Origin of the sequence: Microcoleus sp. Pol11C2 (assembly GCF_036701505.1) — a bacterium.
Taxonomy (GTDB): domain Bacteria; phylum Cyanobacteriota; class Cyanobacteriia; order Cyanobacteriales; family Microcoleaceae; genus Microcoleus.
Map to the genome: position 1 here is coordinate 17,689 of NZ_JAUBQX010000016.1, position 13,009 is coordinate 30,697.

General features: G+C 46.8%; 9 protein-coding genes. 7 read left to right on the forward strand and 2 right to left on the reverse strand.

Annotated elements, in window-relative coordinates; all coding sequences use genetic code 11:
* Positions 1-334 precede the first annotated feature (334 nt).
* The 7 genes from QUA42_RS11755 (at position 335) to QUA42_RS11785 (ending at position 6,841) form a co-directional block, all read left to right on the forward strand.
* The gene (locus QUA42_RS11755; protein ID WP_006635059.1) at positions 335-646 is read left to right on the forward strand and encodes a carbon dioxide-concentrating mechanism protein CcmK; all 312 of its coding nucleotides are present in this window, start codon (positions 335-337) and stop codon (positions 644-646) included.
* Positions 647-742: 96 nt separating this feature from the next.
* Positions 743-1,084, forward strand: a complete 342-nt coding sequence (locus tag QUA42_RS11760; RefSeq protein WP_006635058.1) for a carbon dioxide-concentrating mechanism protein CcmK — start codon at positions 743-745, stop codon at positions 1,082-1,084.
* Between the two features lie 263 nt (positions 1,085-1,347).
* The gene (locus QUA42_RS11765) at positions 1,348-1,653 is read left to right on the forward strand and encodes a EutN/CcmL family microcompartment protein (protein WP_006635057.1); all 306 of its coding nucleotides are present in this window, start codon (positions 1,348-1,350) and stop codon (positions 1,651-1,653) included.
* A gap of 110 nt (positions 1,654-1,763) precedes the next feature.
* Complete coding sequence (locus tag QUA42_RS11770) at positions 1,764-3,401, forward strand: ribulose bisphosphate carboxylase small subunit (protein ID WP_333137450.1); 1,638 nt, start codon at positions 1,764-1,766, stop codon at positions 3,399-3,401.
* A gap of 289 nt (positions 3,402-3,690) precedes the next feature.
* Positions 3,691-4,371 (forward strand): carbon dioxide concentrating mechanism protein, encoded by a 681-nt coding sequence (locus QUA42_RS11775; protein WP_333137451.1) that lies wholly within the window; start codon positions 3,691-3,693, stop codon positions 4,369-4,371.
* Between the two features lie 205 nt (positions 4,372-4,576).
* Positions 4,577-5,350: a BMC domain-containing protein gene (locus tag QUA42_RS11780; RefSeq protein WP_333137452.1), complete on the forward strand. Its 774-nt coding sequence runs from the start codon at positions 4,577-4,579 to the stop codon at positions 5,348-5,350.
* Between the two features lie 450 nt (positions 5,351-5,800).
* Positions 5,801-6,841, forward strand: a complete 1,041-nt coding sequence (locus QUA42_RS11785; protein ID WP_333137453.1) for a tetratricopeptide repeat protein — start codon at positions 5,801-5,803, stop codon at positions 6,839-6,841.
* Between the two features lie 287 nt (positions 6,842-7,128).
* Here the strand turns inward: QUA42_RS11785 and QUA42_RS11790 are convergent, their stop codons facing one another.
* Together QUA42_RS11790 and QUA42_RS11795 are read right to left on the reverse strand one after the other, a co-directional pair.
* The gene (locus QUA42_RS11790) at positions 7,129-8,484 is read right to left on the reverse strand and encodes an aspartate aminotransferase family protein (protein ID WP_333137454.1); all 1,356 of its coding nucleotides are present in this window, start codon (positions 8,482-8,484) and stop codon (positions 7,129-7,131) included.
* Between the two features lie 59 nt (positions 8,485-8,543).
* Positions 8,544-12,875: an amino acid adenylation domain-containing protein gene (locus QUA42_RS11795; protein WP_333137455.1), complete on the reverse strand. Its 4,332-nt coding sequence runs from the start codon at positions 12,873-12,875 to the stop codon at positions 8,544-8,546.
* Positions 12,876-13,009 lie beyond the last annotated feature (134 nt).

Genomic DNA, 13,009 nt, shown 5'->3' on the forward strand with positions numbered 1-13,009 from the left:
CGGCAGTGATTAGCTCCGACTTCACATACCGAACTCTACTTTATGAGTATTATTACTTACTTTAATCCCCTCTCGCTATCGGTATCTACCCCTCTAAATATTAAGATTATTAAATAAATATTAAATTATTTTAAGTAACATAAAAAAATTTAATTTTTGTTATTAAACATTATGATGTTAGTTTATATTGTCAAGGTGGACAGATTCCCCTATTCTTATAGGATAGGAAGCTTTACACTGCATTACTAAAAAATGTGGGCCTCCCCGTCCAAATTTTTAGATTTCTCAAAGATTTGTAACGGTAATTTCGCTCATCCTCAAAGGAGATTCAAAAATGTCAATTGCCGTGGGAATGATTGAGACAAAAGGTTTTCCCGCTGTGGTGGAAGCTGCCGATGCTATGGTCAAAGCTGCCCGCGTTACCCTCGTGGGCTATGAAAAAATCGGCAGCGCCCGCGTCACCGTAATTGTGCGCGGCAACGTGTCGGAAGTCCAAGCCTCAGTCGCAGCAGGAGTGGAATCCGTCAAGCGTGTGAACGGCGGAGAAGTCGTCTCTACCCACATCATCGCTCGCCCCCACGAAAACCTAGAATATGTTCTGCCGATTCGATATACAGAAGCAGTAGAACAGTTCCGAGGCTACTAAGTTCTTAGCGCACAAAAATTTCGTTAAAGGAAAATTTGTGCGATCGTCAAAAATTAACTGTTTAGTTCCCCAAATATTCAATCAGGAGTAAAACCAATGGCAATTGCAGTTGGCATGATCGAAACCCTAGGCTTCCCCGCAGTGGTAGAAGCCGCTGACGCGATGGTCAAAGCAGCCCGCGTCACCTTGGTAGGCTACGAAAAAATCGGTAGCGCTCGGGTTACGGTCATTGTAAGAGGAGATGTCTCGGAAGTGCAAGCTTCTGTCGCAGCCGGAGTAGAGTCAGTGAAGCGCGTTAACGGCGGACAAGTGATGTCCACCCACATTATCGCCCGCCCTCACGAAAACTTAGAGTACGTGTTGCCCATTCGCTACACGGAAGCTGTAGAACAGTTCCGTGAAGGCGTTAGCGGCATTCGCCCCCTCAACAGATCATAAGATAGGCGATCGGCTGTTAGGGGCGTTTGGTAATTAAAAATTAAAAATTAAAAATCGCGCTGTTTTTGATTTAGCATTTTTAATTTTTAATTGAGGTGGGTATGGGATATTGGTTATTAGTCATCAGTCATGAGTCATAAGTCATTAGTTACTAGACGAAGCTCTAAAAAGCGGACAGCGGACTGAGGACAGAGCTAATTAAAAAAAGACAAGTGACAGTGTAAAAATGACAGTTACCAATTACCTATTACCTATTACCTAAAATGCAAATGGCCAAAGTTCTCGGCACAGTTGTCAGTACCCAAAAAGAGCCGACACTGAGAGGATCGAAATTTCTACTGCTGCAATTCATCGATGAGGAAGGTTCGCCAGTTCCCGGCTATGAGGTAGCCGCTGACTGTGTGGGCGCTGGTATAGATGAATGGGTTTTAGTAACCCGAGGCAGCGCAGCCCGGATCGCGCCCGGAAGCGAAAACCGTCCGATCGATGCTCTAGTAGTAGGCATTATAGATACTGTCAATGTAGAAAACCGCCTCATTTACAGTAAAAAAGACGACCCGTACGGCTAGTTGCAACCGTTAGCAGTTAGCAGTTAGTGGAAAAATAACTAACAACTAACAACTAACAACTAACAACTAACAACTAACAAAAAATTTTTCAGCTTAGGAGAACTTAATTTATGGCAGTCCGCAACGTTGCGGCTCCCCCGACGCCTTGGTCGAAAAACTTGGCTGAGCCCCAAATTCACGACACCGCCTTCGTACATTCCTTTTCTAATATTATTGGCGATGTGCATATCGGTTCTAATGTGATGATTGCCCCCGGGACATCTATCCGCGCCGATGAAGGCACTCCTTTTTATATCGGACAAGGAAGCAACATTCAAGACGGAGTAGTGATTCACGGCCTAGAACAAGGCCGAGTCACAGGAGACGACGACAAATCCTATTCTGTGTGGGTGGGGAAAAATACTTCCCTCACCCACATGAGTTTAATTCACGGCCCGGCCTACGTGGGCGACAACTGCTTTATCGGCTTTCGCTCTACGGTGTTCAATGCCAGAGTGGGGAACGGCTGCATTGTCATGATGCACGTACTAATTAAAGATGTGGAGATTCCCCCCGGTAAGTACGTACCTTCGGGAGCCATCATCACTAATCAGAAGCAAGCCGATCGCTTGCCTGACGTTCAAGATTCTGACATTCAATTTGCGACCCATGTCATCGGCATCAATGACGCTCTGAGAACGGGTTATCGCTGCGCTGAGAACATCGCCTGTCTAGCACCAATTCGCAACGAGCAAACTAAAAACCCAAATATGACTCAAACCAAATATTCTACCCATGCCGGCACCCAATTGAGTTCAACTCTTGCCGATAGCATCCGCAATTTACTAGCTCAAGGATACAGCGTCGGAGCCGAACACGCCGACGCACGCCGCTTCCGGACCGGTTCTTGGCGCACTTGCGGCCCGATTGCCTCAAAGCGCGACTCTGAAGTAATCGCGGCTTTGTCAGCTTGCATGGCCGAGCACCAAGGAGAATACGTCCGCTTGATCGGGATTGACACCAAAGCCAAGCGCCGCGTACTAGAAGAAATCGTCCAAAGACCGGGAGACAACGGCTCTAACGGTTCAAACGGTGCGACAACTCACCAATCTAACGGTAAAGTTGCACAACAAGCTTCACACCACAATAGCGGTTCCGTGTCAAGCGGAAAATTGAGTGCCGAAACAGTAGCTCAGGTTCGCAGCTTGCTAGCTCAAGGCTACAAGGTGGGGACGGAACACGCCGACGCCCGCCGCTTCCGCACCAGTTCTTGGCAAAGCGGGGCTTCGCTGCAAGTCAGAAACGAATCTGAGGCGATCGCTGCTTTGGAAGCTGTGATGAACGAGTACCCGGGCGAATACGTGCGCTTGATCGGGATTGACCCGAAAGCTAAGCGACGCATAGTTGAAGAAATTATTCAGCGTCCCGACGGCCCAGTTGCTCAATCGGCTAAGCCTGCAGCAACCTCGGGATACAAAGCAGCTTCGACTGGTTCTGCCAGCAGCGGAAGTTTGACCGGCAAGACGATCGACCAAATCCGCAACCTGCTTTCCCAAGGCTACAAAATTGGCACGGAACACGCCGACGCGCGCCGTTTCCGCACCGGTTCTTGGAGCAGTTGCGCCCCGATCTCATCCAACCACGAATCCGAAGTGATTTCTGCCCTCGAAAGCTGTCTCAAAGAACACAGCGGCGAGTACGTCCGCTTGCTCGGCATCGACTCCAAGGCGAAGCGCCGGGTACTGGAAGAAATTATCCAACGACCTTAATTTGCCTGGTAATTAGCCTGTTTCTTCCGTTAAGCCCTCGCACTGGGGCCAACGGGAGAAACCCAAGCGGATTGAAGTAGGATTTGAGATAGTTAAAAAGCTCGAATGAGAAATGTTGGTCAAAATCTAGAATCTTCGGAAAGTTTCTATAAAACGTTAAAGCATCAAGATTCTCAGTATTAGTGAATTATCGTTTCTTAGATTGACATGGTTAAATTTATCAGTCGAGAAAATCCATAATTTAAAGTCGTTTTATCGAAAAAAATAGCTCCTTTCATGGTGAAGTCGAATGTATTTATCGCCACTGCAATTAAGTAGCAACTCTCAGATTTTGATGAGTGGCGATGTAGTTGTGAATGAGGGTGCGGCGATCGCCCCTGGAGCAATCCTGCAAGCAGAGCCGGGCAGCCGGATCTCGATCGCCGCCGGTGCCTGTATCGGTATGGGAGTTATCCTTCACGCCCGTGAAGGTACTCTGGAAATCGCGGCGGGCGTTATTCTGGGTGCAGGAGTGCTGGTGGTAGGTGCGGGAACGATCGGGGAAAATGCCTGTATTGGCGCCGGGACGACCCTAATCAATCCTTGTATCGAGAAAATGCAAATTATGGCAGCAGGTTCTCTAATGGGAGATACCAGCCGCCAAGCCACCGCAGAAGAAGCAACCGCAACAGCGCCAACAGCAGCGCCAACATCACCAGAAACCCCCGAAGCCACTACCCCACCAATTGATCGACCGATTGAGCCGATCGAGCCGCCACAACCCGCCCAAACACCGCCTAAAACTGCGCCGGAGACTGCCCCAGAACCGCCGGAATCCACTGCCGCAGAGCCGCCCCAACCAGGGGAAACGCCAACTATTCTGTACGGTCAAGCTCACATCAATCGGCTGTTGGGGACGCTGTTTCCGCACCGGCAAGCTTTTAATCGATCGGAGGAAAACGGCCAAACTCTATCGGGCGGTTCCGGGTAGCCGTCATTTTGGCAAAAGGCAGCTATGCTGAAGGCAGAAAGATCAAATATAAATAGGTAATCTCATATTATTGGTAGCTCAGCAATTTGTCAGGCCTTGCCGCAGCAATCTGTGTCTTGTAGCTCGTGCAGTCTGTCTTCTCATCTGAGAAACTATAAACTATCAACAAATTTTTATTTTGGGAAGTTTCTAAGGGTAATAGAAGATGGACGGACAAACAGATCGTAACAGTCACGAAGAGCGATCGCAGCGCCAGGAATACTTCAAAGACACGGCTTTGGGTTTGGTATCCACCAAGAGTTTTCCGGCGATTGTGGGGACTGCTGACATGATGCTGAAGTCGGCAGGAGTGATTTTAGTAGGATACGAAAAAATTGGTTCCGGTCACTGTACGGCGATCGTCCGGGGCAGAATTTCGGATGTGCGTTTGGCTGTGGAAGCTGGAGCTCAAACTGCTGAACAGTTCGGACAGTTTGTTTCTAAGTTGGTGATTCCTAGACCTTTGGCTAATTTGGAAGTGGTTTTGCCGATCGGCTTTCGGCTGACTGAACTTTCCGAAAGTGGCAATTATTCTCGGCTTAGCAACCAGGCGATCGGTTTGCTCGAAACCCGGGGATTTCCGGCAATGGTCGGTGCTTGCGATGCTATGCTCAAATCCGCAGACGTACACTTGGCAGCTTACGAGAAAATAGGCGCCGGTTTGTGCACGGCAATTATTCGCGGTGCAGTTGCAGATGTAGCAGTAGCCGTAGAGGCCGGGATGTACGAAGCTGAGCGAATTGGCGAGTTGAACGCGGTGATGGTAATTCCGAGGCCTTTGGAAGATTTGGAACAAACTTTACCGCTGGCGAGTTGCTGGATTGAGCAGCGTACACCTGTGATGATGCCTGTGTCGGTTAAGGAAAAGGAACAAGAATTGATCGAACTTCCAGATTTGGAGAAATTGACTGTTTATGTGGAAGAGGAAATCAATCGGTAATTGGTAATTAGGCAACAAAAGTTTGTAGAGACGTACTGCCACAAATACTGAGACGAAGTTTGTCAAAAAAATATAGAGTTTACTCAGTAGGACTACTGACAACAATTTATACTGAGTAGCGGTATCCAACTTAATTTGGCGATCGAGCCGATCGCCCCCGCATCAAGACACACAGAGTACCAAGTAAAACTAGACTTTTGAGATCAAGTCGATCGGGTAAACAATCGAACTGACTAATAAGTAAATCCAGCCGAGCTGCAGAGCCTTTCAACAGGATTTAACTACTGTTAAAATAAACCCAAAATTCTGTTTACGGTAGATTGCCGGGAATCATTTAAGAGTTACTTTGACCGCAGGTGGATGCTCTTTCAACAGATTAACGGCTGTCGAACTCCAGACTGACTGCACAGGAATCAACCCCCAGAATCAAGCAATCCTGAAAGTGGACCTATGAACCTCAAACAATTTTACAAGCGCGGTTTGCACAGCGCCAAGAAAGGAAACTATGAAGCGGCACTTGAGGACTTCGATCAGATACTGCAACTTAATCCCGCCGATGCCAAAGCCTATAACAATCGCGGCTTGGTTTACTATTACATGAAAGACTACCAAAAAGCGATCGCAGACCTCAGCCAAGCCCTAGATATCAACCCTAATTTTTTCGAGGCTTACTTGAATCGAGGCAATGCTTGGCGTCATCTCGGAGAACACGAAAAAGCCATTGAGGATCTAAACTGTGCTTTAGCAAATAAGCCTAACAGCCACGCTATCTACAACAACCGGGGACTTGTACTTGCTAATTTAGGAAATTACGAAGAAGCAATAGAAGACTACAATCGATCTCTATCTATCAATTCCAACAATTATAAAACCTATTACAACCGGGGGCGCGCTTACTACCTTTTGGGAGAAAAAGAGGCAGCAACAGAAAACTTTAACGAAACCCTGCGGTTGAATCCAAAATATATCAAAGCTTACATAAATCGCGGTCTCTGTTACCACCAATTAGGAGACAATACGCAGGCGCTGGCCGATTACAACACAGCACTCGCGATCGATCCACAAAATGTTTATGCCTATTATAACAGAGGTTGCGTTCGCTATAAATTAAAACAAATGCAGCTTGCAATTGAAGACTTTGACAAAGCCGTAGAACTCGATCCGAACTATGTTAAAGCTTATCTCAACCGGGGTTTAGCGCTGTATAAACTTGGAGATGTTACGGCAGCAAATAAGGATTTTTACCACGTAATGTGCATTAATGCTGAAGCTTATGTATACTACCAAGCCCAGCGGTGCACGCCTGATATTAATTCGTACTTCAAAGAAGCGCCGCAGGTGGAACTTAATAATGCTGTAGAATACTACAACACCACATTAAATACGATGTCAACTTCCTTAAGTTCAGCAGCATTAAACGCGGTCTGGAATCAAGAAGATTTGGAGAACAGAGACTCGATTATCTGTGAAGGTGAATTTATTAATGATTGATTTAGTCAATAGTCAGTAGCCCTTAGTCATTATACTTATTGCCTAAATCTTTGAGCGAGGAAAGCGCAGATGCAACGCACAGACATTTAAACCCACATTCCGCAACCCCCAACGGGCAGCTTACATGGATTGAGTAGATCAAAGTGAATCATCCGAGACAATGGTAAGTAGAAATATTCTATAATTCCTGTCCCTAACGATCACCCAGTTCTCCATTCCTGAAAATTGATGTTCGGAGGTGAGTTAAATCTGATTCCGTTAAAAATGCGCGATATCAAAAACCAAGTTTATTGCTGAATCGGAAAAAAGCCTCCTTCGCGCATTTCTTGAATGCTCTCTTTAACCGCCTGAATGATGCGATCTGTGTCTTCATTAGTGTGAACGGTAGAGAGAAAGCAGCTACGACCTTCGCATATAAAAATACGCTTATCGATTAAGTGAAAAAGTAGTGGATCTATCTGAACGGAGGCAACAGCGCGAAATTGCGATCCGAAATTTACAAGCCCTACAGAGACTTCATTTTCTTTGAAATAAGCATTCAGGGTTTCAACTACCTGCGAAGTTCGCTGATTCAACTGCTGCTGAAGGTCTGGGCCTTGACTTTTAAGATAGCGCAGCACGGAACGCGCAGCGGCCAGAGCAAGTGGGTGCTTGCAAAAAGTGCCAGCAAAAATTGTTGTTTTTACCAGGGGATAGGAATCATCGCCGTAGTTCCACAAACCGCCGTCAATTTTATCCATATAAGCAGCTTTTCCAGCGATAATTCCAATGGGCATACCGCCCCCGACAATTTTACCGTAAGTTGCAATATCTGCTTCAATGCCAAACCACGCCTGCGCGCCACCTTGATGAATTCGGAAACCAGTAACCATTTCATCAAAAATCAGGGCAATTTCTGATTCTTTTGTTAATTGTCTGAGTTGCTGGAGAAATTCTTTGGGTTGCAAATCGAGACGGCGGCTTTGCACCGGCTCCACGAGAACCGCCGCTAATTCGTGCTGATGAGCTTTGATAATTTCCAGGGCCTGAGGGCTTCCGTAATCCAAAACTAAAACATCTTCAATAAAATTAGCGGGAATTCCTGGTGCTTTTGGAATGAGGCGTAAATCGCCATCTATCTTTTTTAGAACTGCCAGAGTTCCGTCAAAATGACCGTGATAAGAACCAGAAAACAAAGCAATTTTATTGCGTTTAGTTGCCGCTCTAGCTAATCGTAGAGCTGCCATCACCGCTTCAGTGCCGGTATTAGAAAAAGCGACGCGCTCCATTCCCGTTAGTTCGCAGATTAATTCTGCAACTTCTCCTGCAAGTTCTGCTTGAGCACCAATTTGCAAGCCGCGATCGAGTTGCTCTAATATGGCTTCTTTAATAAAGGGCGGATTATGACCGAAAAGATTGATGCCAAATCCCATCGTGATATCGATGTATTCGTTGCCATCAACATCCCACATTTTAGAGCCAAGCGATCGCTCGGCGACAATAGGATAAAACATCTCCTTGACGGGAAAGCGAAACCCATCAGAAGCCCGATTGTCAGCGAGAACCGGACGGTATTTTTGCGCGAAATTCTTAGAGGTCTTTGTGCGATCGGTGTAGCGCTCTATCAGCGCTTTCATGTGTCTTTGCTGTAATTGTTCCTTCATTTTGAATTCTCCAGAGAGTGAGCTAGGTAAGGGCGCAAAGCATTGCGCCCTTACAGGTTTTAATTACGGCTACCTATCAAGCCACAATCGACGAGATAGGAAAAATAAGTCCGAAACAAACTCGCATCCGCTTGCGGGCAGATAATGTCCGTTCCAGAAAGTCCCTTCAACGCATTCTGACAATCGAATTGCAGCGTGGCAGATTTAGCCATTTCTGCTTCCGAAACTTTTTCCGAGAAAAGACCGACAAGCGGATACAACGCATTTTCTGGAGAATATCCAGCGCGATTGATTATTTCTGCTTGCCAAGTCTCAGAAGAAACTCGTTTGATTGGATAACCCATTGAGCAAATCCAGCCCAGCAATTCACTCATCTGAAAGGACTGAGGGTTGACTAAATGAAAAGTCTTTCCGAGCAATTCTTTTTGGCTCGAAAGATGAAGGATCGCTCGGCTCACATAGTCAACAGGCGCTACATTCATCAGCTTATCGTCATCGGGCGCACATCCAAGTTGCACGCAACCAGCGATTAACCTGTACAGTAAGTCACTGGGATTGCAGGCCCCTGTTTGGCTGTCCCCAGAAATGCGGCCTGGCCTGTAAATGGTAACAGGAATTCCGCGATCGCGCGCCACCTCTACTAACTTTTCTGCCACCCATTTAGTCTGAGTGTAAGCGCCTTTTAGACCCTCTCCCGGAGTGAGTTCATCCTCCTCTCGCACGAGCTTAATCCCAGATTCTCCCATTGTCGAGAAAACGGAAATCGTAGAAATTAAATGGACTGGTTTTAGCTTACTTTGACTCGCCAATCTCAGAACTTCTTGCGTCCCCAAAACGTTAGCGGGTTTGAGAACCGAGTAGGGATAAGTAAACTTGACAAACGCGCCATTGTGGTAAATGACATCAATTTTACTGGCTAAAACTCGGAACTGCTCCTCAGAAAGCCCCAAAAGTGGTTGAGACAAATCTCCAGCAATTGGGATAATGCGATCGCTGCTGCTTTCATCCCAAATTAAATAGGATTCGAGGCTGCTTTGAATCCGCTTTTTAGCGGATTCTGCATCGGCAGAACGGACTAGGCAATAAATTTCTGCTTGAGTTTGTTGCAAGAGGTCGCGGAGTAAAAAGGCTCCCAAAAAGCCCGTCGCCCCTGTTAAGAAAATGCAAGCTGGTTCAGTGTTTGGGTCGCTCAATGGAGTTGCAGGGCGAATTGCCGGATCTAAAACAACTTCAGCGTTAATATCGAAACTTCCAGTGCGAGCGCCCGCAGAATCCGCCCCATGTTTCACCTCAATATTCTTTGCTAAAGCAGCGATGGTAGGCGCTTCAAAGAAACGGCGCAAGGGCAATTCCTTTTGGAAAGCATCTCTTACCTTTGCTAGCAACTGAGTAATCAGTAATGAATGTCCCCCCAAATCGAAGAAATTGTCATAAATTCCCACTTTTTCCAGCCCTAGCAGCTCAGCCCAAATCTCAGCAAGCATTTTCTCAATGGGAGTGCTAGGAGCGACAAAAGTTTCTGCTAAATCGGCTGTCGCCGCCTCCGGCGCTGGCAGCGCCCGTCGGTCTATTTTTCCATTAGCAGTGAGGGGCAATGCTTTCAGTACGACAAAAGCAGAAGGAACCATGTAGTCGGGCAGTTTTTCTTTTACAAATGGCCGCAGCTCGTTAATAGCGATCGCTGATTCCCTCACGGGTACAACATAGGCCACTAAGCGCTGATTCCCCGGTTCATTTTCCAGTAGCAAAACTACTGCTTCCCGCACAGCGGAATGTTGAGATAGCGATGCTTCTATTTCCCCCAATTCAATGCGGAACCCTCGCAGTTTAACTTGGCTGTCGATCCGCCCTAAAAACTCAATATTTCCGTCCGGCAAATACCGGGCCAAATCTCCTGTTTTATACAGACGCGCTCCTGGTTCGGCGTCGAAGGGGTTGAGGATGAATTTTTCTTCTGTTAAGTGGGGTTTGTTGAGATAGCCGCGAGCTAAAGAAGCACCGCCGATGTATAACTCGCCGGACACGCCAATGGCAACTGGCTGCAAGTGCGAATCAAGTAAATAAATCTGCGCGTTATTGATAGGGCGACCGAGAGGAACTGTCTCAGAAATGCAATTTTCTCGGTCTTTGATGGGATAAGCCAGCACGCCTACGGTTGCTTCTGTGGGCCCGTAATGGTTGAAGACTGAACAGTCTGGGGCGTATTTCTCAATAGTTTCGAGCAAATTCCAACTTAAGGCTTCGCCGCCAAGGATTAATCGCTTTTTCGGCAAAACCTGCGCCGGATTAGAAGCAGTTAATAAAGCTTTTAGATGGGAAGGAACGATTTTGAGACAGTCAATGGAATGCTGCTGAAAGTAAGCAGCGATCGCCTCTGGATCGGTGGCGCGTTCCTGGGAAATTATGTGAAGGGTTCCTCCCGTACATAAAGCTGGAAAAATTACTGTATTTCCTAAGTCTGCTGCCAAGGTAGAAACGGTTGCGAAACTGGCACCTGATGGCAGGTTTAGCCGTTCCTGAATGCTGTAGAGGTAATTGACGAGCGATCGGTGTTCAATTGCCACTCCCTTTGGGGTGCCAGTGGAACCGGAAGTGTAAATGACATAAGCTAAATTTTCACCAGAGAGAGGGGGAGAGGGAGAGGGGGAGACAGAGGGAATTTCTGCGTCTAAGCAAACGATTTTTGCCTGAGTTTTTGGCAAGTTTTCGATTAGCTGTTGTTGCGTTAATAGCACTGCCACTCCGGCATCCTGCAACATCAAGGCGAGGCGCTCTTTTGGCATGGCCGGATCGAGTGGCAAGTACGCGCCGCCTGCTTTGAGAATGCCGATCATTCCGGCGATCGCATCCACAGATCGCTCAGCACAAATTCCCACTAATCCTTCGGATTTAACTCCTAAGTGTTGTAGGTAATGAGCAATTTGGTTGGCGCGGGCGTTGAGTTCTCGGTAGGTGAGTTGCTGATTTTCACAGATAACCGCAAGGCGATCGGGTACGCGCTCCACTTGTTGCTCAAATAGCTGGTGAATGCACTTGTCTTTTGGGTAATTTTTCTGTGTTTGGTTGAACTCAACTAAGACTTGGTAGCGGGCGCGAGCGCTCAGAATTTCCAACTCGCCGAGAGCGGTTTCTGGGTGATTAGCTGCACTTTTTATTAAGGTGTAGAATTGCTCTGCTAAACATTGGAGCGCTAGTTCCCCTATCAAGGCCGGATCGTAGTGAAACTCAGCGATGAGGGCATCCTCTCGGCGCACGCAGGAGAGTTTAACTTTGAAGCGATCGCCGCAGGCATATTGCTGGTAAATTGAAAAATCTACGCCAGCCGCGGCATACTTTTCTAGTTGTTCCTCAAACTCAAAACAAAATGGAAATCCAGCCGTTCCGTTTATATCTTCCCGGTTGAAATATTCCTGCCATTTATAAGCATCGCTTTGGGATTGCTGAATTTCCTGCCATAATTCCTGAAAGGTAAAATTTTCTTGCAGTTGGCTGCGAAGCGGTAAAAATTTGGCAAATAGACCGAGTGCTGGCTCTAATTCTTCATATTTGCGATTGTCGAAGGCGGTGCCAATAATGATTTCTGCCTTTCCCAACCGCCGCCAGAGCAACGTTTTCCAGCAAGCTAGAAAGTAAGCAGATATTGAGGTATCGTAGCGGCCGGCGATCGCTTCTATTTCTTCTAGTAAACTCAGTTCTATTTTCACCTCAAAAAATTTCGGTTCAAAGGCATCGGACGCGCTGCTATTTTTATTTTCAAAAGGCACTTTTAAACTCGCTAGCGCCGAGTAATCCCGTTCGGTCCAATATTGTTTGCCCTCTGCCGCCTCTTCATCCTCAATCAATTCATTCTGCCATTCCGAATATTGGACATATTGCACCACTTCGTCGGCCATTTCCTCACCTTGCAAGCACGCTGCATAACACTGGCTAATTTCTCGAATTAGATTTTTGAGGGTGCGGGAATCGGCGCACAGGGAAGGCAGGCCGATTATCAAAATGTGCCTGTTTGCTGATAGACAAATTAAGGATAAGCGCCAAATTGGATTTTGCTCAAAGTTGAAAGCTGAGCGCTTTTCGCTTTGAAAAATTTCAGGGATTTTAGCCGCTTGTTCTGGCGGGGTCAAGCATTCGAGATTAACGATCTGCCAGGAAATTAAGCTGCGATCGGCGATGACTTGAATCGGAAATTTAATCCCAGAACGTCGCTGAAAGCTCGTCCGCAGAATTTCGTGGCGATCGCTGACTTTTTGCAGCGCTTCTTTTAAGGCATTTGCTTGGAGATTGCCCTCGATCGAAATCGCACATTGCGCGCGATAAGCGGGACTATCTTGTTGCAACAGCCACAGATATTTTTGTTGAGGAGAAAGCCGAAATCCATTAATTGTTTGCATTGGTTATATTGCTTTATGTTTTAGGTTCGCCAGGGACTTTAGTCCAAAGCTTATAGCTCAAGTCCGTTAAAACTCACATCTTACACCATTGTCAAGAACAGGCTTTCCGGCCTGTTCCACCATAAAATTCATCT